Below are 19,880 nucleotides of genomic sequence, written 5' to 3'. Positions count from 1 at the left end.
CCATCGCAACGCTAATGGTTACAACAGCGTGATCGCAACATTAATTGTTACGACAGCGTCTGTCGTAACATGGGGTGTTACGGCTGAGGAGAGAGGGTTCATGAGCGCCAACAGCAGGTTGACCATCGCCGCCCACGCGCTGGTCTGGATCAGCCTCTACCAGCGCCAGGGTCGCGGGGTCGCCACTTCCGAGCAGATCGGGGGCAGCGCGAACACCAACCCGGTGGTGATCAGGCGGCTGCTCGGCGACCTGCGCAGGGCGGGGCTCGTGGAGTCCCGGCGGGGCGTGGGCGCGGGCTGGTCGCTGACGCGCGAACTGGAGTCGATCACCCTGCTCGACGTGTACGAGGCGATCGAACCCGGCCCGCTGTTCGCGATGCACCGCGCCACCCCCAACCAGGGGTGCGTGGTGGGATACGGCATCCAGCCCGCGATGCGGGGCATCTACGAGGGCGTCGAGGAGACCCTGAGGCGCGAGCTGGCCCGCGTCACGCTGGAGGACGTACTGCGGGACGTCCTCGCGGCGCCTCGCTAGAGGCCTGGGCCACGCGGTTCCCCCGGCTCCCGGGAGCCGGGACGCGAACGCCTCCAGGAAGACGGAAATCGCGCACCAGTCCGAACCGGCTCGGCCGACGAACAAGGACTGTGCCCGGTGGAGTGCCGGCGCGCGACCCGAAAAGGGAGTCCGTATGAAACTGGTGATCAAGGTCGCGGCACCGCTCGCGGTCCTGCTCCTCGCAGCGGGGTTGGCGGGCGCATCGGCGGCCGTGGCCGCCCCCTTACCCCCGAAAGACCCCTACCCGGCCGTCGCGATCGACGCCACGATCTGCAGGCTCGACGCGCTTCGGGTGAAGAAGGCCAAGGTCAGGCGGGACTTCGCCGCGAAGAGGTACGACCGGGCCGAGGATTCCCTCAACAAGGGCGTGGGGTCCCGCGACGACTTCCGTAAGGCCGAGGCGGACCTGGCCAAGCTCGACATCGAGCTGACCAACGCGAAGTACGCCGAGGCGAGCTGCCAGCTCAACAAGGGCGCCAAGCCCAAGCAGTCCTGTGAGGTGATGTCCCTGGAGCTGAACCGGCTCCTCGACCAGCTGGCGAACCGCAAGAAGGTGGAGGCGTCGGCCAAGGACGCCTATCAGAAGGCCAGGACCATTCCGCAGGCGACCGCCGTCGAGCGGCTGGAGGCGCTGGAGGAGGAGGCGCTGATCGCCGAGATCGAGCGCCAGGAGACCGAGCAGGCCATCCAGGACCAGCGCGACCTGATCAAGGCCGACCCCGCCTGCAAGGATTTCCGCAGCGAGCGCCCGGAGGTCCTGCCGCCGCCCCGGGAAGTGCCGCCGGGCAATGACGCACCGGCCACCCCGGCGCCCACTGCCCAGCCGACGACCACCGCCGACCCGGCGACCACCCCGCAGCCGACGACCACCGTCGCCCCGACGGCGACGGCCGACCCGACGATGACCCCCGGCCCGGTGAACGCGCAGACCCATTAGGTCCTTCGTGGACAGTGACCATCAGGTCCTTCGTGGACAGTGACCGGCTCCCCGGCCACTGTCCACACGGGAAGGCCGGTCGAGCCGAGGCCGTCCCGGCAGGACCCCGAACGAGCTCCAACGAGGTTCGGGCCCGTCGGTCGCGCGAGTCAGCGTCCCCGGCGGTCGTCCGGCGCGAGCCGCTCCCGTACGGCGTCGCGGTCCACGCCCAGGTGGTCGAGCAGCTCGGTCACCGGATCCGGTCTTCGGTGGGCGAGCAGCGCGAGGAGCAGCTGATTCGCGGCCTCGGCGTTCCGGTTCTTGCGTGTCGTGGCCTTGATCGCCTGATGGACGGCGGCTCTGGCGCTGGTGCTGAGCGCGGTGGCCGGGACCGCGGGATGCCTGCGCGGCCGGCTGCTGGCCGAAAGGTACCGAGCCGGCCGGGTCTTTCTGGCCGGCGACGCCGCCCATCTGTTCCCCGCGGGCGGTTCGGCGCTCAACGTCGGGATGACGGACGCGATCAACCTTGGCTGGAAGCTCTCGGCCCGGCTCGGCGGCCGAGCGGGTGACGGCCTGCTCGACACCTACGAGTCCGAGCGCCTCCCCGTCGCCGAACGCGCCCTGATGCGGACACGCGCCCAGGTGGCGCTCGATCGCGTGACGGGCGAGGAGGGAGAGGCCCTGCGGGCGCTGCTCACCGAGGTCTTCGCCTACGAGCAGCCGGTGCGCCACCTCGCCGGGTTGCTGGACGGCTCCGACCTGTCGTACGGGACGGCCGGCCATCCCCTGGTCGGCCCTCTGGCCCCGACCTCCGGCTGACCACGGACAGCGGGGAGTTTGGTTCGGCCCCGCGGCCGCTCATGAGTGACGCCCGGTCCGTCCCTCCGCCCTGCCGGGTGGAGGGGCACCTGCGCGAAGCTCTCGGCGGCAATCGGTGAAACCCGGCCGAGGGTGCCGTGAAACCGGCACCACCGATAGTGGAGCCATGAGCATCACAGAACTCGGACGTACCGGGGGCGGCCCGCCCCCCGACGGGCCCGCCGATCTGGCCGTACGCGCGGAAGGGCTGGTGAAGGCCTTCGGCGGGCACCGTGCCGTCGACGGGATCGACCTGAACGTACGCCCGGGTGAGATCTTCGGCGTCCTCGGGCCGAACGGCGCCGGCAAGACCACCACGCTGCGGATGCTGGCCACCCTGTTGAAGATCGACGCGGGCCGCGCCGAGATCTTCGGGGTCGACGTGGCCGGCAACCCGCACGTGATCCGCCAGCTCGTCGGCGTCACCGGACAGTACGCGTCGGTCGACGAGAACCTGACCGCCCGCGAGAACCTCTACCTTTTCAGCCGCCTGCAGGGCATCGCGGCGCCGCGCGCCCGGCGCATCGCCACCGAGCTGCTCGGCCAGTTCGGCCTGGAGGACGCCGCCGAGAAACCGATCTCGCAGTTCTCCGGCGGCATGCGCCGGCGCCTCGACCTGGCCGCGAGCCTGATCACCAGGCCACCGCTGATCTTCCTCGACGAGCCGACCACCGGTCTCGATCCGCGCACGCGCGGCCAGATGTGGGACACCATCCGCGGGCTGGTCGTCGACGGCTGCACGGTCCTTCTGACCACGCAATATCTGGACGAGGCCGACCAGCTCGCCGATCGCGTCGCCGTCATCGACCATGGCCGTAAGGTCGCCGAGGGCACGCCCGACGAGTTGAAGAGCGCGGTCGGCGACTCCACCCTCCAGCTGCTGCTCACGGAGCCGGGCAAGGTGCCCGCCGCCATGGAGGTCGTGCGGCGCGTCCTCGGCTCCGACCCGATCGCCAGCCCGGAGCAGGGCCGCCTCAACGTCGCCCTCGACCAGGCCGACCTGGCCGCCGACGTACTGATCGCGCTTCGCACCGCCGGAGTGTCGATCTCCTCGGTGAGCGTGGCGAAGCCCAGCCTGGACGAGGTGTTCCTCGCCCTCACCGGCCACGAGACGGACCGGGACGACGCGACCGGCACGGAGGAGAACCGATGAGCACCATGATCGCGCCCGCCCGCCAGACGGTCAGGGCCGCCGAGCGTGTGGCGGCCGCCCGGCGGCGCGTCTCCATGGGCGAGACGCTCGGCCAGACTCTGATGATGGCGTGGCGGGCGCTCAAGAAGATGCGCCGCAACCCGGAGCAGTTCTTCGACGTGGCGCTGCAGCCGATCCTGTTCACCGCGATGTTCGCCTTCCTCTTCGGCGGCGCCATCTCCGGTGACGTGCAGAGCTACCTCCCCCTGATGATCCCCGGCATCCTCGCCCAGACCGTGCTGACGACGTGCATGGCCACGGGCACGCAACTCCGCGAGGACATGGAGAAGGGGGTCTTCGACCGGTTCAAGTCGCTGCCGATCGCCCGTATCGCGCCGCTCGCCGGCCCGATGGTGGCCGACCTGCTGCGCTACACGATCGCGGCCACTCTGACCTTCGGCATGGGCCTGGTGATGGGTTACCGCCCGGGCGGCGGAGCGGGCGGCGTGCTCGCCGCGATCCTGCTGGCGATCTTCACGGGCTGGTCGCTGGCGTGGGCCTTCACCTGGGTCGGCACGATCGCCCGGAGCGCCCAGGCCGTGCAGGGCATCTCCATGATGATCTTGTTCCCGCTGACGTTCCTGTCGAACGCGTTCGTCCCCATCGAGACCCTGCCCGGCTGGCTGGCCGCGTTCGTGCGGGTCAACCCGGTCTCACACCTGGTCACGGCCGCCCGCGACCTCGCCAACAACGCCGTCGTCAGCGGAGAGGTGGCCTGGACGGTCCTGGCGTGCCTGGTCGTCATCGCGATCTTCGCGCCGCTGTCGGTGCGCAGCTACAAGCGGCACATGTGAACTGCGCCCGTCACCGGCGGAGACCTGCTCGACGAGACCCCGCGCCTCGTCGAGCAGCTCGGGGCCGCGCCGATCGCCGTACTCGGCCCGAATGGCGGCGATCATCCCGGGCTCGGCCCGCTCCGCGTACGGCTCGACGTGCTCCAAGGCCATGCTGGGCATGCCGCTGTTGTAGGCGAACCGCTCGGCCAGCACCAGCAACCTGATCGAGTCGCGGGGGACCATGGCCCCCCGCAGCAACCCCCATGCGCCGAGCGCGAAGAGCATCGACCCCCACAGCGGATAGTCGAGGATGGGGTTCTCCGCGCCCAGCGGGTCGAAGCCCCGGATGGTGGAGAACAACTCCTCGCCGTACCGGACGTCTTCCGGCGGGGCGTGGTAGGCGTACGCCGTCAGAGTGACCGACACCGCGACGATCGTCCACGGCGTCAGGTCCGTGTGCGTCACCCCCGGCAGACGCAGATCGCGTGCCTGCTGGACGGCCAGGCGGTACTTCGCGAGCGCGGCGTCCGTCTCGCCGCGGACGAGAGCGAGCTCGGCCGCGCACAGCGAGACGATCGCGATGCCGCCGAGCACGGCCTCGTTGTCGTTGATCAGGGTGATCTCGGCGAGCTCGGCCTCCGCGGCGCCGAGGTCGCCCTCGGCGATCGCGGAGGTCAGCAGCACCGCGCGCAGCTGGGTCTCGTCGTCGGTGGCGCCGAGCCGGCTCAGCATCGGGATGGCGATGCGCGCGTGTTCGACAGCCCGCCGGCGGTCGCCGGCATGCATGACCAGGTTGGCCAGCGCCGCGTGCGTGATCGCGGCGGTCCACGGCCCCTCCTCCTCACGGAGCAGCGTCAGCGTCCGCTCGGCGGCCTCGATCGCCCCCGGCACGTCCCCCGCGTTCTCCAGGACGTGGATGCTCATCTGCGTCGCCGCCATGGCGACGTCAGGGTCGGCGCTCTGGCGCAACTCCGCCAGCCGGCGGCGAACCTCGGCGCCGTCGGCCGCGTCGCACGCGAGCAGCACCGTGGCCATCGCCGCCACGCGGGAATCCGTCGTGTCGCTGGCGGGCAGCGAACGGAGGAGATCGCGCAACGGGCCGCCCCGGCGATCGGGGATGATCATGATGTTCGCGAGTGTGATCAGCGCGGCGGCCCTGGTCGCCTCCACGAGATGCGGCGGCGGCACCCAGCCTGTGGTCACCTGCACGATCGCCTTGAAGTGAACGAGGATCCGGGAGTGGTCGCCGCGGATCGACCACAGCGCGCCGAGGCCGGCCAGCAACTGGACCGTCGTGACGGGATCGGATTCGCCGAGAGCCCGCCGGAGCAGATCGGCGAGGTTGCCCTCCTCGGCGCACAACGCGTCGGCCGCCGCGTACTGCGCCGGGCTGAACAGCCCCAAGGCGTGTTCATGGGCGTACGCCGTCGCCCAGGCGAGCTGCGCCGACCGGGCGGGTTCCTCCTCGCCGGCCTCCTTCAGCCGCATCCGCCCGAACTCCCTGACGGTCTCCAGCATCCGGTAGCGGAGGCCGTACGTCGTCTCGCGGGCGCTCAGCATCGACTGCTCGGTCAGCATGTCCACGACGTGCAGGGCGTCCGGACCGAGGACGTGCTCGGCCGCGGCCAGCGTGAAACCGTCGCCGAACAGCGACAACCACCGAATCGCCCGCCGTTCCGGCTCGTCCAGCAGGTTCCACGACCAGTCGATGACCGCGAGCAGCGTCTGGTGCCGGTCGGGGGCCGTACGGTTTCCGCCGCGCAGCAAAGCGAACCGGTCCGCCAGGCGCCGCGCGATCTCCTCGACCGACATCACCCGCACCTTGGCCGCGGCCAGCTCGATCGCGAGCGGCAGGCCGTCGAGGCGGGCGACGACCTCTTCGACCGCCCCCTCGCCGATACGCGCACCTGGGCGGGCGGCCGTGGCGCGCTGGAGGAACAGCTCCACCGCGTCGTCCTTGGGCAGCTCGCCGAGCAGATAGACGCGTTCGGCGGGGATCGACAAGGGGGCGCGCGAGGTGATCAGCACCCGCAGGTCGCGGGTCGTCACGGTAAGGAACGCCACCAGATCGGCGACGGCGTCGATCAGGTGCTCGCAGTTGTCCAGGATGAGCAGCGCCGGAACCTGGTCGAGATGCTGGGCGATACGGGCGCGGACGTCGGAGCGCTGCTCGACGGTCAGGACACGACGCCCGCTGACCGAGTCCCGGACCCCGAGCGCCGAGCCCACCTCGGCCACCACACCCTCAGGGGAGGAGACGCCGACCAGCTCGACGAAGTGAGCGACGGGCTGCGCCGCGTTCCTGCCGACGACATGGGCCAGCCGCGTCTTGCCCAGCCCGCCGGGGCCGATGATGGAGACCACCCGGTTGGTCCGTAACAGGGCGTGTACCGCACGGATGTCGCCGTCGCGGCCGAGCAGCGAGGAACCGTCGAACAGGATGCCCTCACGCACCGGCCGATCGGCGACGAGGAGTTCGGCGTACACGCGGGTGAGCTCAGGCCCTGGCGCGGTGCCGAGCCGCGCGGCAAGACCCGTGCGATAACGCTCGTAGCGCTCCAGGGAGGCGGCGGCGCCTCGTACGGCGGCCTCGCTGCGCAGCAGGCAGGCGAGCAGCTCCTCGTCGTAGGGCCGATCGGCCGCGGCCTCCTCCAGCAGCGGCAGCGCGCTCTCGTGAGCGCCGCCCCGGCCCTGCGCGATCGCCGCCACCCGCCGCGCCTCGGCCACCCACCCCGCGGCGACGTCCCTCAGCTCGGCGAGGGGGCCGGTGGCGTCATCCAGGCCGCCGGCCACCAGACCCATGGCCTCTTCGGCCCGGCGGCGCGCGAGCGCTATGTCGTCTTCGCCCAGCGCGGCGCGCGCCTGCTCCACCAGCGCGCCGAGCAGCAGCGCGTCCACCTGGCCGGCGGGCAGCCCGAGCCGGTAACCACGCGGGAGGCGCACCACGATGTCGGCGCGGGTGGCCGCCCTGGTGCGCGAGACGACCACCTGCAGCGCCTTCGTCGGGTTGGCCGGCGCCTCGTCGGGCCACAACTCGTCGACCAGGCGCTCGTCGCTGACCCCTGCCCGGCCGTGCATGGCGAGCACCGCCAGCAGGGTTCGGGCGCGATCGCCGGTAACGCGCACACCCTGCCAGCGCACGCCGTCGAGCAGGACCAGTGCGGGGGACACACTCTCAGCTTACGGACGAGTCACCTTCAACGAGCATGAGGCGCGTATCCCGCCGAGTGGACCAAGGCGATCTGAGACGCACAGAGGAACGACAGGCCGCGCCCATCGGCATGGTCCCGCTGGAGCCTCAGACCGCGTACACGGGTGCGAGGTCGACGAATATGCGGTAGTCCGAGACCAGGCCGTCGTCGCGGGTGCGCCAGATCGACACGGCCACGACGCTGACGTCCTTGCCGTCCAGCCGCCGATAGGTCACCTCGGTCTCGGCGATGATGTCGGCGTCCACCTGCCAGTGCCTGACGATTCGATGCCGCAGGCCGCCGATGGTGGCGAAGAACGCCCCCAACCCGGCGACGATGGCCTCACGTCCTGCCAGCGGCTCGGCGTTGCCGAACACCAACGTGGCGTCCTCGGCCAGCAATCGCGCGAACTCCTCAGGGTCGAACGAATCGGCCGACCGGAAAACCCGCCGCACCACATCGTCGGTCATGCCGATCCTTCCTCGCACAGCCGGGATCACTGGTGGGGACGATACGGGGCCAAGGACGGCGTACAACTATCCCGAAGGTGGGGATCTCGTCGCTCCGCGCCATCGCCCGCGCCGCGTCACCGCGATCGTGCGGGCCGTCCTCGTCTCGCCCGGCGGCGGAGCCGGCCGCCACCCAGGGCACGAGAGCTGGTTCATCCCGTCGCCAGGGCTTCGGTCGGAGTGAGGGCGGCGGCGCGGCGGGCCGGGTAGAGGCCGGAGACGATGCCGACCAGCACGGCCGCGGTGACACCGATGGTGACGACCTGGGCGGGAAAGGCGAGGGGCCAGCCTTGGGCGACGGCGAAGAGCAGGCTCGCGGCCAGGCCGATGATGGTCCCCGTGATGCCTCCGCACAGGGACAGGGCCACCGCTTCGACCACGAACTGCAGACGGATCTGCCCTCGCGTCGCCCCGAGGGAGCGGCGCAGGCCGATCTCCTGGCGTCGTTCCAGCACCGAGATGACCATGACGTTGGCTATGCCGATGCCGCCGACGAGGAGGGCGACCGCGCCGAGTCCGAAGAAGAGGGCGTTGAAGGCCGCACGCGCGGCCAGTTCCGCGGTGAGAGCGTCGGACGGGCGGCTGACCTGGACCTGGTCGGGATGTTCGGGGTCGGCGGTCGCGGCGAGCATCTTCGCGATCGTGGTGACGCGGTCGTCGGCCGACCGTTCGTACACGATGGTGGGGTGGCCGTCGAAACCGAGTTCCCTCTCCGCGTACGGCCAGCCGACGAGCGCGGCGTTGTCGAGGTCGGGGGCGAGCGGAAGCGGGTCGAGTATGCCGATGACCGGCATCCACCGGCCCGCGATGTAGATCTGCCGCCCGGTCCGGTCGATGCCGAGCCGGTCGGCGGCGTACGTGCCCAGGACGACGACCGGGTACCGGGCGGTGGCCTCGTTGAGGAACGTGCCCGACCTGACCGTCCCCTTCAGCGTCGCGAGGAGGTCCAGCCGCGCGGCGGCGACTCCCACGCCGTTGGTGATCGCCGGGTCGATCAGCTTGGTGCGGCGGGCGGTCGCCCCTTCCACGTACGCGATGGCGCTGGCGCCGATCACACCGGGGATGTGGGAGACGCGGGCGACCGATTCGAGGGGCAGTGACGCCTCCGTCCCGCTGATCGAATGTCCCGGCGCCACGGTCAGCACGTTCGTCCCGACACGGGCGAGTTGCTCCTGGAGACCGGCGCCGCTGACCGTGCTGATCCCCATCATGGCGACCATCGACGCGATGCCGATGGCCACTCCTAGGGCCGACAGCACGGCCCTGCCCCGGCGTGCCCGCAGCCCGGCCAGCCCGACGGCGACCAGGTCCCACGCGCTCAGCCGGGCCGGCGCGGGAATCACGGAGGCCACGGAGGTCACGGGAGTCGCCGGAGTCGCGGGGGTCACAGGAGCCTTCCGTCCAGGAGGTCCACGCGGCGTGGGAGCGCCTCGGCCAGGTCGGTGTTGTGGGTGATGACCACGACGGTGGTGCCCTCCTCGTGCAGTTTCCACAGGATGTCGACGATGCCGGCGCCGGAGGCCGTGTCCAGGTTGCCGGTGGGTTCGTCGGCGAACAGCACCATCGGCCGGGCGACCAGGGCGCGGGCGATGGCCACCCGCTGGCGTTCGCCGCCCGACAGCTCGTGGGGGCGGTGGGTGAGCCGATCGCCGAGCCCGACGCGTTCGAGCGCCTCGTGCGCGGCCATGATGCGGCCGCGGGCGGGGACGCCCAGGTAGAGCAGCCTGGTGGCCACGTTCTCCGCGGCCGTCAGGTGAGCGGTGAGGAAGAACTGCTGGAAGACGAACCCGATCCAGTGCGCCCTCACCGCCGACAGCCGCCGGTCGGACAGCGTTGCCATGTCGTGGCCGAGCAGCTTGACGCGCCCCTCGCTCGGCCGGTCGAGCGTCCCCATCAGGTTCAGCATGGTGGACTTGCCCGACCCGGACGGCCCGCAGACGGCCACCAGCTCCCCGGGGCCGATCGTCAGCGTCGCGTCCCACAGGGCCCGCACCCCGCCCGGATACGTCTTGGACGCGTGCTCCAGCTCGATCACGCTCATGGCCTGGGCACCTGGACCGGCGTGCCCTCGGCCACTCCCGTGACCTCCACGAGCCCTCCGGCGAACAGGCCGATCTCGACCGGGACGAGCCTTCCCCCCACGTTGACCGCGAACGTGCCGTCCGCCTGCCCGAGCAGGGCCTCGACGGGGACGGCGAGCACGCGCTTGTGAACGGCGCCGGCGAACCCGGCGGTGACAGGCGCCGCGACGAGACGTCCTGCGGCCTTCGGGCGGTCCAGGGTGATCGTGACGGCGATGGTGGCCGTCTCGGTGCCCTGCCCGGTCTGGCCGCCGGTCGCCGCCTTCGCGATGGTGCCGATGCTCGTGACGTGCCCCGTCGTGGTCTTTCCGCCGGGAAGCGTGATGGTGACCTTTCCGCCTTTGACCGCGAGTTGCTGCTGGTCGACGGGAATGTCGACGACGACCTGACGTCTCAGGCCGGTGACGGTGAGCAGCGGGCCCGACGCGGGCCCGCCGAGCCGTGCGGTACGTGAGGCGACCCTGATCGGGCCGGGTTCGACGACGACGTCCGACGGGGTGAGCGTGCCGGTCTGGGGCCGGCCGAGGTGGCGCTGCCATGCCCTGACCGCCTGTGCCGTCGCCCAGGTGAACCGGTCGTCCACGTCCAGCGAGTGGCCCAGGGCGGCGAGATTCCGCTCGACCACCCGCACATCCCGGCCGCGCATGCCGGCCGACAGTGTGCGCCACAGCGGGGTCCGTCCGTAGATGAGCGGAACGGTGCGCCCGTCGGCCGCATAGACCCGCTTGCCGCGCCTGATGATCCGGCCGTCCGCGGGCAGCCACGTCACGATCCCCGAGCCGCCGGCCACGGTCCTGCTGCCGGCGTAGCCGAGCGCGCCGTCCACGTTGGTCCTGCTGACCAGGTCCGTACGCACCACGGGTGTGGTGGGGAACGACGGCGTGGCCGCCTGTGTCGGAGTGCAGGCGGTCAGCACGAGCGCGACGGCGATCAGCCGTCTCACTCCCCCACCTCTTTCCGGCAGGCGGCCATGATGGCGTCGACGTTCTTGCCGTCCTTCGGCCGGCCTACTTTGATCCCCGGCTCGGCCGCCGTCGGGTCGGAGGCCTCGATGCCGTTCCTGCGCAGGCAGGCGGCCGTCTTGCGCATCCTGTCGAGGTCCTCCGCGCTCGGGGGTTCCTGCTTCGGGGCGTACTGCTTGCAGGTCTTCAGCGCGGCTTCGACCTTGTCCCTGGGCAGGCCACGGGCGTCCAGGTTGAAGCTGTTCTCGCCGGGCGGCGGGTCGGTCGCGTTGACTCCCTGCCCGCGGAGGCACTGGGCGTACTTGACGAGCTGGTCGTGCTGCTCGCCGTCGGCGCCGAGGCCCGGGATGGCGCCGCATCCCGCGACCAGGAACGCCAGGGCGATGACGAGTCTTCTCATACGGCAGACGATCGCGGAGGGGACGTTTCGCGGCCGTCTCCGCGCCCATTAACGTCCAGGTAACCCCTGATCGGGTAGGACTTGGGTCATGCGTGTGCTTGTGGCCGAAGACGAGAAGGCTCTCGCGGACCTGGTCGCCGAAGGGCTGCGCAGGTACGCGATGGCGGTCGACGTCGCCTACGACGGCACGACGGCGGCCGAACGGCTGAGCGTCAACGACTACGACGTGCTCGTCCTGGACCGCGACCTACCCGGGACGCCTGGCGACGCCATCTGCCGTGACCTCGCGCAAGCGGGCGCCCGTACGAGAATCCTGATGCTGACGGCGGCGGCGTCGGTACGCGAGCGGGTCGCCGGGCTCGGCCTCGGCGCCGACGACTACCTGCCCAAGCCGTTCGACTACGAGGAGCTCGTGGCACGGGTGCAGGCACTCGGACGCCGCAGCCAGGCGCCCGTCCCGCCACTGCTGACCCACGGGGACATCGTCCTTGACACCCCGCGCATGCAGGCGTTCCGGAGCGGCCGCTATCTGGCGCTGTCGCGCAAGGAGTTCGCCCTGCTGGAGGTCCTCATGCGGGCGGACGGCACGATCGTGAGCGCGGAGGAACTGCTGGAGCGCGCCTGGGACGAGCACATCGACCCGTTCAGCGGGGTCGTCCGGGTCACCATGAGCAAGCTGCGCGCCAAGCTGGGCGACCCTCCGGTCATCGAGACGGTCGCCGGCAGCGGATACCGCCTGTCATGACGCTCAGGGTCCGGCTCGCCGCGCTCTACAGCGTCCTGTTCATCGCCACGTCCATGGCCGTGCTGGCCGCCGTCAACGTCTTCTTCACCTACGGCGCCGTCGTGCGCCAGTCGCAGACCGCATCGGCCGCCGTCCATTTCGCCCCCGACGGCACACCCGTCGTCGTGCGGCACGTCACCAGGATCGATGACGGCACCTCGGTCGTCACGGTGGTCGCGGGGGTCGCGCTGATCGGCGTCTCGCTCTGGGCCGGGTGGTGGCTGGCCGGGCGCACACTACGTCCGCTGGGGCGGATCACCGCGACCGCCCGGCGGTTGTCGCTGACGAACCTGGACGAACGGATCGCGCTCAAGGGACCGAAGGACGAGTTGAAAGAGCTGGCCGACACCTTCGACGCCATGCTCGACCGCCTCGAACGCGCGGTGACCGCACAGAGCAGGTTCGTCGCGAACGCCTCGCATGAGCTGCGGACGCCGCTCGCCATTCAGCGGGCGGCCATCCAGATCGGCCTGGCCGACCCGACACCCGACCGCATCGAGCGCTTCAGAGCGGAGCTGCTGGAGGCCAACCGGCGGACGGAGCGCCTGATCGACGGACTGCTGGTGCTGGCACGCGGCGACCACGGCCTCGACGAGGTCGAGACCGTGCGGTTCGACCTGGTCGCCGCGGACGTCGTGGCCGGCTTCCCCAGGGTCACGCTGCGGTCCCGGCCCACCGCCGTGCCGGGGGACCCCGTGCTGCTCACCCAGCTGGTGACCAACCTGGTGGAAAACGGGGTCCGGCACAACGTGCCCGACGGAAGCGTGGAAGTACAGGTGACACCGGATGACGGGCTGGTCGTGTCCAATACCGGTCCGGAGGTCCCGGCGGACCGCATCCCCGAGCTGTTCGAGCCCTTCCGCCGTATGGCGCCCGACCGCACGCGAAGCGCCGACGGCGCCGGCCTGGGCCTTTCCATCGTCGCGTCGATCGCGAGAGCCCACGCGATGACCGTGACGGCACGACCGAATCCGGGCGGCGGCCTGATCGTCCGCTGCCGCCTCCCAAGATCCGCGGGCCCGAGCCTATTGCGGGGAGGAGGCGGCGCGCTCGCCGGCGGGCCGGCGGCGGAGGTCGGGGCGCCCTAGGGCCGGAGGCAGGTAGGCGGACTGGTCGGGCACGCCGACGTCGGCGCCGGGTGGGACGATCTCGTCGATCAGGTCGAGGATCTCGTCGGTGAGCGTGACGTCGACGCCGGCGAGCAGGTCGTCGAGCTGCTCCATCGTGCGCGGCCCGATGATCGCGCTGGAGACGCCGGGATGGGCGATCGCGAACGCCATCGCAAGGTGCGTCATCGGCAGGCCCGCCTTTTCGGCGAGCGGAACGAGCCGTTCGACGGCGTCGAGTCGCCGCTCGTCACCGAAGCTCGTGAACAGGGTGGCGCGGCGGAGGTCGGTCTGCCGGCCCTTGCGGATGCGGCCGGTGAGCATTCCTTTCGCGAGCGGGCTCCACACCAGCGTGCCCATTCCGTAGCGCTGGGCGACGGGCAGCACTTCGGTCTCGATGCCGCGGTTGAGGATCGAGTAGGTCGGTTGTTCGGTGCGGAACCGTTCCAGGCCGCGCCGCTCGGCCACCCACTGGGCTTCGACGATCTCGGAGGCGGGCATCGCGGACGACCCGATCACCCGGACTTTTCCACTGCGGATCAGATCCGAGAGCGCGGACAGCGTCTCCTCGATGTCGGTGTCGGGGTCCGGCCGGTGAATCTGGTAGAGGTCGATGTGGTCGGTCCGCAAGCGACGCAGCGAATTCTCGACCGCGGTCATGATCCAGCGCCTCGAGTTGCCCCGCTGATTGGGATCGTCACCCATCGGATGATGCAGCTTGGTCGCGAGGACGACATCGTCGCGACGCCCCCTGATCGCCTTTCCCACGATCTCCTCCGACTCGCCGCGGGAGTACGCATCGGCGGTGTCGACGAAGTTGATCCCCGCGTCCAGGGCCTTGTGGATGATGCGGATCGAGTCGTCGTGGTCGGGGTTGCCGATGGCCCCGAACATCATCGCGCCGAGCGCGTAGGGGCTGACCTTGATGCCGGTCCGGCCGAGAGTGCGGTACCGCATGCGGTTCTTCTCCTGAGCTCGTGGTCGGAACGAGGGTGAGCGCTCGTCCGGATGGCGTACCCTGAGACCGAAGCGGAACGCCTTTCCAGAACTATACGGAAAGGCTTTCCGGTTATGCAAGCGAAGGAGTGTCGTGACCGAGAACACGGCGCCGGCCGGAGCCGGCTCGACCGGCTTCGCGGGTCCGGGCACAGGCGAACGCGCGCCGCGCCGGCTGCGCGCCGACGCGCAACGCAACGTCGACTCCTTGCTCGAAGCGGCGAAGGCCGTCTTCGGCACGTCGGGCGTCGACGCGCCCGCGAAAGAGATCGCCGATCTGGCCGGGGTCGGCGTCGGAACGCTGTACCGGCACTTCCCGCAGCGCTCAGACCTGGTCAAGGCCGTGTTCCAGCGTGAGGTGGACGCCTGCGCCGACGCGGCCCCGGCGTTGACCGCGGCGCACGAGCCGGCAGTGGCACTGGCGAAGTGGCTCCACCGGTACACCGACTTTCTCGCGACCAAACGAGGACTCGCCACAGCCCTCCACTCGGGCGATCCGGCGTTCGACGCCCTGCCCGGCTACTTCATGCAGCGACTCGGGCCCACCCTCGGGTCACTGCTCGAAGCCGCGCGGGCCAGCGGCGAGATTCGTGCCGGCATCAGCCCCAGGGACCTGCTGTACGCCGTCGCCAACCTGAGCCTGCCCGCGGCCGAGGAGGGGGTCGCGTACAGCCAGCGCATGGTCGCGCTCCTCATCGACGGGCTGCGCCACGGCGCCGACACGGCCCGGGACGGTTGATCACCCGCCGGCCGCGGGGCCCTGCCGGCAGGCGCGCCGGCAAGATCGGGAGATTATCCGGACGGACAAAGGCCCGGCCCGGACTTTCCCTGGTGAAAGGCTTCTAACCGGCGCGACCGAGAGGACTCGAAGCCCTGGTCTGATTCGTGGCGGATGGGTGAATGACTCTTCCACCGCGACCGAAGCACATGATCACGCGACGGAATCCACGGTCGCGAAGATGCACAGGAAAATGATCTACGACTGGCCGGTCCGCAGCGGCGAAAACGGGCCGGGCTTCATGGCGATGGGGACGTGAACTCTCCAGAAAAGGCACCTATGCTCGCCCATTTCGCCCGCCGCTCTTGGTCAGAGCTTGAGTGAATACCGTGGGCGCTGTTAGCTTCACCCGGTGGACGACATGCTTGCACGGGCGGAGACGATTGAGGACTTCGCGACGGCACTGCGAGAGCTTCGCAAAGCGGTCGGCAACCCACCTTTTCGGGAGATGTCCGGCCGATCGGGGGCGATCTCCCACACGACATTGCACGAAGCGACAAAGGGCAACCGGCTCCCGAGCTGGGAGACCACCGTCGAGTTCGTCAAGGCCTGCGGCGCCGACCCGGCCGCGTACCGCGAACGCTGGGAGAGGGCGAACCTGGCGGTCAGATCGGCGAGCGCCGGGGATCCCTCGATCCGCGCGGGCACCCTGGCGGCCCGTCCGCCGGGTGAACTCGCGACCTCCGCCACAGGCGCCGCGGAAGGCCGAGCCGTCTCCGCCACAGGCGCCGCGAGAGGCCGTGCCGTGCATCTCGCCATCGGGCCGCAGGCGCCACGGCCGGCCGGTGCGACCCCGGAGTCCGGGTCCACGCCGCCGCCACCGCCCGGCGAGATCGCGGGCGGCGACCGGCCGGTCCTCCCCGTGCCGCGGGGCCGAGGGCGATCCCGGCTGACCCGCCCGGTTGCGGCCGTCCTCGCGACAACGGCCGTCGGCGTGGGGACGGCGGTCCTCATCGTGACCGTCGTCAATCGCGGCTCCGGGACCGACGGGCGCGGCCCGAACGTGTCCGGCGGCCCAGCGGCGACCGCGCCGTCGGCAGCGGACTGCCCGGTGCGTGCGACCAACCCGCCGTGGGCCCCGCCCGCGCACAAGGGTGATTCGGCGAGGTTCATCGCGGACATCACGCTGCCCGACTGCACGCACGTCGGCCCCGGCCAGACCAAGACCAAGGTATGGCGGCTCAAGAACGCCGGCACCGTGCCGTGGGAGGGCTATTCGCTGCATCGCCTCGACCTCCCGCAGCGGCCTGACCAATGCCAGACCATCTCCGACGTACCGATCAGGGACGCGCGCCCCGGAGAGATCGTCGACATCCGGACCGAGATCACCACGCCGAGGAACCCGGGCTTGTGCTACGTGCGGTTCAAGATGATGGACGGTTCTGGACAGGTCGCGTTCCCCGGAGGCAGGCCGCTGAACTTCCAGGTCATCGTCGAATGACGCCCGTTCCCCGCCGCGCGTCACACGGCGGGGAACCAGGGATGGACGGCTCTGCGGGGTCTCGGGAGTCGAGCATGATCCATCGAAGGCCGCGACGTGCTAGCGGACGTTGTAGCCCTGGGAGGCCCAGAACGAGTTCGGGTTCGGGTTGCTCAGAGTCGAGTCGCCGACGCTCTTGGCGGCGAGCTTCTGCCGTCCAGGGCGCATCTCGACGTGGGTGTGCGCGGCCCCGCTGGAGGACACCCCGTGCCACGCCTCGTCGGCGATGACCTGGCCGCGCGAGATCTGCTGGCCCACCCGCAGGGAGGACAGCGGGGCGGAGTGCAGATAGATGATCGTCTTGTTCGACGAGGCGTTGTAGATGGCGATCGTGGAGAGCCCCGAGCTGCCGTTGCGCCCGCGCGCCAGGTTGATGACCTGGCCGCTCACCAGGGCGTGGACGTCCGAGCCCACGCTGCGGGCGATGTCGATGCCCTCATGCCGGCCGGACGTGTGGACGTAACCGTCGAAGCCGCAGCTGATGTGGCCGCCGGCGGCGGCGTACAGCGCGTGCGACATGTTGACGCGCGCCGACGACGACGGGCTGAACTGGTGCGAGGCGTTCTGGTTCTTCAGGCCGGCCTTGAGGTCGCCCTTGGCGCCGGGCGCGAAGTCCTGGTAGACGCTGCCGCCGTAGTTGCTGTTGAAGTAGACCCGGACGGTCTTGGCGCTGCGGTTCCAGACGGAGGCGGCGGCGTTCTTGACGCACTTGCCCTTGCCGGCGCCGGGCCCCTTGAAGTCGAAGCAGGAGGGCTGCCTGGTGCCGTAGTCGCCGGCCGATCCGGTGAAGTCGGAGACCGATCCCTGGTTGCCGCTGTTGAAGTAGTAGCAGAACTCGCCGGTCTCGCACACGCCGTCGCGGCCCGCCGCCGAGGCGGGCGAGGCGGTGGCGAGCACCGTCCCGCCGAGCACCGTCGCGGCGGCCGCCGCGGTAAGGATCTTGTCGAGCGTTCTCATGATGCTCTCCCTTGTGTTCGTGCAGCCTGGATTTCGGATGGTCCTTGTGTTCGTGCGGCCCGGTTCCGGACGGTCAGCCGCGCTGGTACTCCTCCCAGGTGCGGATGGTCACCTTCGGGCCGTCGTCAGGGCCACGGCCGGCGAGCCCGTTCAGGCCGAGGTAGTAGTCACCGATCTGGTGCTGGGCCTGGCTGGAGAGGTCGGTGTCGTTGATGGCGGCGGCGTGGATGTGCCACGGCCAGTCGGCTTGATCGGGGCTGCGCAGCCATGCGGCGAACCCGACACGTCGCAGCGCGCGGACGACCGCGGTGCGGGTCGCGGAGTTCATCCCCTCGACCGAGATGTCCACGACGCCCCCGCCGTCGTGGGTGCCTGCGGACGTGGGGTCGCCGCCGGGGTTGTACGAACCCTGCAGCAACACGAGACCGCGGCCGAGCAGCCGCTTCGCCTCGGCCAGCATGCCGCGCGTACGGGTGTCGATGACGAAGCCGCCGGCGGACACCCGGGCCCCCGGGCCGATCAGGTGGGTGACCCTGAAGCGGTCGGCTCCGAGCCTGGTGAGCGACGCCTTGCCCGGCAGGCCGTTGGCGGCGAGACCGGTGAAGCCGAGCGACTTCTGGAACTTCGCGAAGGCGGCGACCGTCGTGGTGCCGAAGTACCCGTCCACCCACTTCGCGTCGAGCAGGTTCCGGTCGCTCAGCGCCCGCTCGACGAGGAGCACGCCGGCCTTGGCGCCCGGGGTCAGCTCGTCGTCGGACCGCCGCGGGTCGATCTGGGCCGCCTTGACGGTGGCCTCCATGTCCACGCCCGGAAGGGCGCCGGCGCCGGCCGCCCGTGCCGCCGGCGTCCCGGCCGCTCCGGTGAAGGAAGCGAGCAGGGCGGCCGCCACAGGGACGGCGGCGTATGCGGGCAGCTTCATCGTTTCTCCTGGTGCGGGGCGCTGGGGGGATGGTTCCTGCGATGAGCCCACGGTTCCGGGTCGCTCACGCTGTCCACAACACGATCGTGTTGTCAGCCTGTTCGACAGGCTCCCCGTACAGGCGTACGCGCCGCTTGGCAGGTGATCCGTAACATCCGATCCGGACGAAGCGCCCTTGATGCACTTTCGCCACTGAATACCTACTTATTGGCATCAACACCGCTTTCCCATATCGGAGATGTCGGCAGAAAAGACGGATAAGCCCCTACCAAAAAAGGTAAAGTCGGCGCGACCGCACTACTTGGCCATTCGATGGGAAGAACATGCGTCCGTACCGCCTGCCGCTCGTCCTTCTGCTGTCCTCCCTGGCCATCGCAGGCTGCGGCAGCGGTGAGCCTGAGGGAGCGGACACGCCGCAGGAGACATTGACGAGACTCACCGCGTTCGTCGCCGACGACAAAGGCGAGGACGCCTGCGATCTGATGTCGCCGGCAGCGCAGGAGTTGTTCGCGCGGGAGAACGACATGAGCACCTGTGAACAGGCCGTCAACCTGTTCCACGGCAGGATCACCGATGCGGACGCCTATCGGAAGATGGTTCCCTCCGGCCTCGAAACGAAAGGGGCCCAGGCCGAGGTCAGTGGATACTGCGGCAAAGGATGGACCCTCCCCGAGGGCGAGAAGCCGGTGGAGACCCCCAACAGGCTGGGAACGTTGACCCTGCGCAAGACCGAGAAGGGCTGGCTGATCCACGACTACCTCAGCAGCAAGAGCTACTCCTCCTGCGGCGGGTGAGCCGACGCGACGCGCAGCTCGCTGAGCGCCATGTACGCCGTCGTGGTCACGCCGTACCGGGTGAGCGCCTCGTCCAGACGGGCCCGGATTCGACGCTCCAGGCGGTACACCGGATAGCTCAGGCGCGATGCGGGCGGCCGGTCGGTTCGAGGGGTACGGCGAGGGGTCACCAGGAGAACGATGACGTGCGGCCCCTCGGCTGAAAGTTTCGCGACCTCTACATCAAGCTACTTGATAACAAGTTGCTTGATATGCAGCGGATAGGCGTCTTTTCGGGGGTGCGCGACGCCACGCCCCGTCCGGCGGCGCCTTGACCGCCGGGTCAGACCGCTTCTATACCGGCTGCTTACAAGGCCTCGTGAGTCGGCGGCGCCGCGCGTGAGCAGAGAAGAACCCGAAATCGAGCAAAGGAGAGCGGATGAAGCGAGCCATCGCAACGCTGGGCGGCGCCTGCGCCGTGCTGCTGTCCGCTGTCGCGGCCCTGGTGTTCGTGCACCCCGCCGCCGCGGCCACGCTGACCGAGGTGACCAACTTCGGCGCCAACCCCGGCAACCTGCGCATGCATCTGTACGTACCGGACAACAGACCCACCAACCCGGCCATCGTGCTGGCCATGCACCCCTGT

Annotated in this window: 21 protein-coding genes and 2 pseudogenes; 12 read left to right on the top strand and 11 right to left on the bottom strand. The window is 70.3% G+C overall.

The window, feature by feature from the left end; all coding sequences use genetic code 11:
• The first annotated feature begins 100 nt into the window (after positions 1-100).
• A complete protein-coding gene (locus tag ACFO60_RS23245) occupies positions 101-535 on the top strand; it encodes an Rrf2 family transcriptional regulator (RefSeq protein ID WP_380843398.1) in 435 nt (144 codons plus the stop codon).
• Between the two features lie 154 nt (positions 536-689).
• Complete coding sequence (locus tag ACFO60_RS23240) at positions 690-1,493, top strand: hypothetical protein (RefSeq protein ID WP_380843396.1); 804 nt, start codon at positions 690-692, stop codon at positions 1,491-1,493.
• 149 nt (positions 1,494-1,642) lie between these two features.
• Here ACFO60_RS23240 and ACFO60_RS23235 read toward each other — a convergent pair whose 3' ends face one another.
• Entirely contained in the window at positions 1,643-1,972 is a 330-nt protein-coding gene (locus tag ACFO60_RS23235) for a hypothetical protein (protein ID WP_380843659.1), read from the bottom strand.
• Between ACFO60_RS23235 and ACFO60_RS23230 the strand changes: the two genes are divergently transcribed.
• The 3 genes from ACFO60_RS23230 (at position 1,854) to ACFO60_RS23220 (ending at position 4,316) form a co-directional block, all read left to right on the top strand.
• Positions 1,854-2,291, top strand: coding sequence for an FAD-dependent monooxygenase (locus tag ACFO60_RS23230; protein ID WP_380843639.1), 438 nt, complete (start codon positions 1,854-1,856; stop codon positions 2,289-2,291). The two genes, ACFO60_RS23235 and ACFO60_RS23230, sit on opposite strands and share 119 nt — an antisense overlap.
• Before the next feature lie 166 nt (positions 2,292-2,457).
• Positions 2,458-3,483 carry an ATP-binding cassette domain-containing protein gene (locus tag ACFO60_RS23225; protein WP_380843394.1) on the top strand — a complete coding sequence of 342 codons (1,026 nt, stop codon included), beginning with the start codon at positions 2,458-2,460 and terminating at the stop codon, positions 3,481-3,483.
• Complete coding sequence (locus tag ACFO60_RS23220) at positions 3,480-4,316, top strand: ABC transporter permease (protein ID WP_380843392.1); 837 nt, start codon at positions 3,480-3,482, stop codon at positions 4,314-4,316. The genes ACFO60_RS23225 and ACFO60_RS23220 overlap by 4 nt, the downstream gene beginning before the upstream one ends.
• Positions 4,317-6,359: 2,043 nt before the next feature.
• Here ACFO60_RS23220 and ACFO60_RS23215 read toward each other — a convergent pair.
• The 6 genes and pseudogenes from ACFO60_RS23215 to ACFO60_RS23190 form a co-directional block, all read right to left on the bottom strand.
• A pseudogene (locus ACFO60_RS23215) lies at positions 6,360-7,376 on the bottom strand (BTAD domain-containing putative transcriptional regulator); the annotation flags it as partial.
• 220 nt (positions 7,377-7,596) lie between these two features.
• Complete coding sequence (locus ACFO60_RS23210) at positions 7,597-7,959, bottom strand: nuclear transport factor 2 family protein (RefSeq protein WP_380843390.1); 363 nt, start codon at positions 7,957-7,959, stop codon at positions 7,597-7,599.
• Positions 7,960-8,150: 191 nt separating this feature from the next.
• Entirely contained in the window at positions 8,151-9,350 is a 1,200-nt protein-coding gene (locus ACFO60_RS23205; RefSeq protein WP_380843388.1) for an ABC transporter permease, read from the bottom strand.
• Between the two features lie 32 nt (positions 9,351-9,382).
• Positions 9,383-10,039, bottom strand: coding sequence for an ABC transporter ATP-binding protein (locus ACFO60_RS23200; RefSeq protein ID WP_380843386.1), 657 nt, complete (start codon positions 10,037-10,039; stop codon positions 9,383-9,385).
• Positions 10,036-11,022 (bottom strand): peptidoglycan-binding protein, encoded by a 987-nt coding sequence (locus ACFO60_RS23195; RefSeq protein WP_380843384.1) that lies wholly within the window; start codon positions 11,020-11,022, stop codon positions 10,036-10,038. The genes ACFO60_RS23200 and ACFO60_RS23195 overlap by 4 nt, the downstream gene beginning before the upstream one ends.
• Positions 11,019-11,441 (bottom strand): hypothetical protein, encoded by a 423-nt coding sequence (locus tag ACFO60_RS23190; protein ID WP_380843382.1) that lies wholly within the window; start codon positions 11,439-11,441, stop codon positions 11,019-11,021. Before ACFO60_RS23190 ends, ACFO60_RS23195 begins: the two co-directional genes overlap by 4 nt.
• 88 nt (positions 11,442-11,529) lie before the next feature.
• On the opposite strand from ACFO60_RS23190, the gene ACFO60_RS23185 reads away from it, so the two are divergent.
• Both ACFO60_RS23185 and ACFO60_RS23180 read left to right on the top strand, forming a co-directional pair.
• A complete protein-coding gene (locus ACFO60_RS23185) occupies positions 11,530-12,186 on the top strand; it encodes a response regulator transcription factor (protein ID WP_380843380.1) in 657 nt (218 codons plus the stop codon).
• Entirely contained in the window at positions 12,183-13,313 is a 1,131-nt protein-coding gene (locus ACFO60_RS23180; protein ID WP_380843378.1) for a sensor histidine kinase, read from the top strand. The genes ACFO60_RS23185 and ACFO60_RS23180 overlap by 4 nt, the downstream gene beginning before the upstream one ends.
• Here ACFO60_RS23180 and ACFO60_RS23175 read toward each other — a convergent pair.
• Positions 13,251-14,288: an aldo/keto reductase gene (locus ACFO60_RS23175; protein ID WP_380843376.1), complete on the bottom strand. Its 1,038-nt coding sequence runs from the start codon at positions 14,286-14,288 to the stop codon at positions 13,251-13,253. The two genes, ACFO60_RS23180 and ACFO60_RS23175, sit on opposite strands and share 63 nt — an antisense overlap.
• Before the next feature lie 133 nt (positions 14,289-14,421).
• Between ACFO60_RS23175 and ACFO60_RS23170 the strand changes: the two genes are divergently transcribed.
• From ACFO60_RS23170 to ACFO60_RS23160, 3 genes are all read left to right on the top strand, one after another.
• Complete coding sequence (locus ACFO60_RS23170; RefSeq protein ID WP_380843374.1) at positions 14,422-15,066, top strand: TetR/AcrR family transcriptional regulator; 645 nt, start codon at positions 14,422-14,424, stop codon at positions 15,064-15,066.
• Between the two features lie 157 nt (positions 15,067-15,223).
• Positions 15,224-15,364, top strand: coding sequence for a hypothetical protein (locus tag ACFO60_RS23165; protein WP_380843372.1), 141 nt, complete (start codon positions 15,224-15,226; stop codon positions 15,362-15,364).
• Between the two features lie 225 nt (positions 15,365-15,589).
• On the top strand, positions 15,590-16,546 hold the full coding sequence (locus tag ACFO60_RS23160; RefSeq protein ID WP_380843370.1) for an NBR1-Ig-like domain-containing protein: 957 nt from the start codon (positions 15,590-15,592) through the stop codon (positions 16,544-16,546).
• A 99-nt stretch (positions 16,547-16,645) separates the two neighbouring features.
• Here the strand turns inward: ACFO60_RS23160 and ACFO60_RS23155 are convergent, their stop codons facing one another.
• Together ACFO60_RS23155 and ACFO60_RS23150 are read right to left on the bottom strand one after the other, a co-directional pair.
• The gene (locus tag ACFO60_RS23155; RefSeq protein ID WP_380843368.1) at positions 16,646-17,542 is read right to left on the bottom strand and encodes a peptidase inhibitor family I36 protein; all 897 of its coding nucleotides are present in this window, start codon (positions 17,540-17,542) and stop codon (positions 16,646-16,648) included.
• Between the two features lie 73 nt (positions 17,543-17,615).
• On the bottom strand, positions 17,616-18,461 hold the full coding sequence (locus ACFO60_RS23150; RefSeq protein ID WP_380843366.1) for a peptidoglycan-binding domain-containing protein: 846 nt from the start codon (positions 18,459-18,461) through the stop codon (positions 17,616-17,618).
• A 323-nt stretch (positions 18,462-18,784) separates the two neighbouring features.
• Between ACFO60_RS23150 and ACFO60_RS23145 the strand changes: the two genes are divergently transcribed.
• The gene (locus tag ACFO60_RS23145) at positions 18,785-19,255 is read left to right on the top strand and encodes a hypothetical protein (RefSeq protein WP_380843364.1); all 471 of its coding nucleotides are present in this window, start codon (positions 18,785-18,787) and stop codon (positions 19,253-19,255) included.
• On the opposite strand, the gene ACFO60_RS23140 is transcribed toward ACFO60_RS23145, so the two are convergent.
• Positions 19,234-19,425: a hypothetical protein gene (locus ACFO60_RS23140; protein WP_380843362.1), complete on the bottom strand. Its 192-nt coding sequence runs from the start codon at positions 19,423-19,425 to the stop codon at positions 19,234-19,236. The two genes, ACFO60_RS23145 and ACFO60_RS23140, sit on opposite strands and share 22 nt — an antisense overlap.
• 248 nt (positions 19,426-19,673) lie before the next feature.
• Between ACFO60_RS23140 and ACFO60_RS23135 the strand changes: the two are divergent.
• Positions 19,674-19,880 (top strand): annotated as a pseudogene (locus ACFO60_RS23135) (extracellular catalytic domain type 1 short-chain-length polyhydroxyalkanoate depolymerase); the annotation flags it as partial.

Source organism: Sphaerisporangium dianthi (assembly GCF_042654065.1).
GTDB classification, from domain to species: domain Bacteria; phylum Actinomycetota; class Actinomycetes; order Streptosporangiales; family Streptosporangiaceae; genus Sphaerisporangium; species Sphaerisporangium dianthi.
Note: the sequence above shows the minus strand (reverse complement) of the source record. Positions and strands in the feature narration are given on the sequence as shown.

Coding starts and splice junctions, on each gene's coding strand:
- ACFO60_RS23220 (WP_380843392.1), top strand. CDS start 3,480: ATGAGCACCATGATCGCGCCCGCCCGCCAGACGGTCAGGGCCGCCGAG.
- ACFO60_RS23210 (WP_380843390.1), bottom strand. CDS start 7,959: ATGACCGACGATGTGGTGCGGCGGGTTTTCCGGTCGGCCGATTCGTTC.
- ACFO60_RS23155 (WP_380843368.1), bottom strand. CDS start 17,542: ATGAGAACGCTCGACAAGATCCTTACCGCGGCGGCCGCCGCGACGGTG.
- ACFO60_RS23190 (WP_380843382.1), bottom strand. CDS start 11,441: ATGAGAAGACTCGTCATCGCCCTGGCGTTCCTGGTCGCGGGATGCGGC.
- ACFO60_RS23180 (WP_380843378.1), top strand. CDS start 12,183: ATGACGCTCAGGGTCCGGCTCGCCGCGCTCTACAGCGTCCTGTTCATC.
- ACFO60_RS23150 (WP_380843366.1), bottom strand. CDS start 18,461: ATGAAGCTGCCCGCATACGCCGCCGTCCCTGTGGCGGCCGCCCTGCTC.
- ACFO60_RS23240 (WP_380843396.1), top strand. CDS start 690: ATGAAACTGGTGATCAAGGTCGCGGCACCGCTCGCGGTCCTGCTCCTC.
- ACFO60_RS23145 (WP_380843364.1), top strand. CDS start 18,785: ATGCGTCCGTACCGCCTGCCGCTCGTCCTTCTGCTGTCCTCCCTGGCC.
- ACFO60_RS23175 (WP_380843376.1), bottom strand. CDS start 14,288: ATGCGGTACCGCACTCTCGGCCGGACCGGCATCAAGGTCAGCCCCTAC.
- ACFO60_RS23185 (WP_380843380.1), top strand. CDS start 11,530: ATGCGTGTGCTTGTGGCCGAAGACGAGAAGGCTCTCGCGGACCTGGTC.
- ACFO60_RS23245 (WP_380843398.1), top strand. CDS start 101: ATGAGCGCCAACAGCAGGTTGACCATCGCCGCCCACGCGCTGGTCTGG.
- ACFO60_RS23200 (WP_380843386.1), bottom strand. CDS start 10,039: ATGAGCGTGATCGAGCTGGAGCACGCGTCCAAGACGTATCCGGGCGGG.
- ACFO60_RS23225 (WP_380843394.1), top strand. CDS start 2,458: ATGAGCATCACAGAACTCGGACGTACCGGGGGCGGCCCGCCCCCCGAC.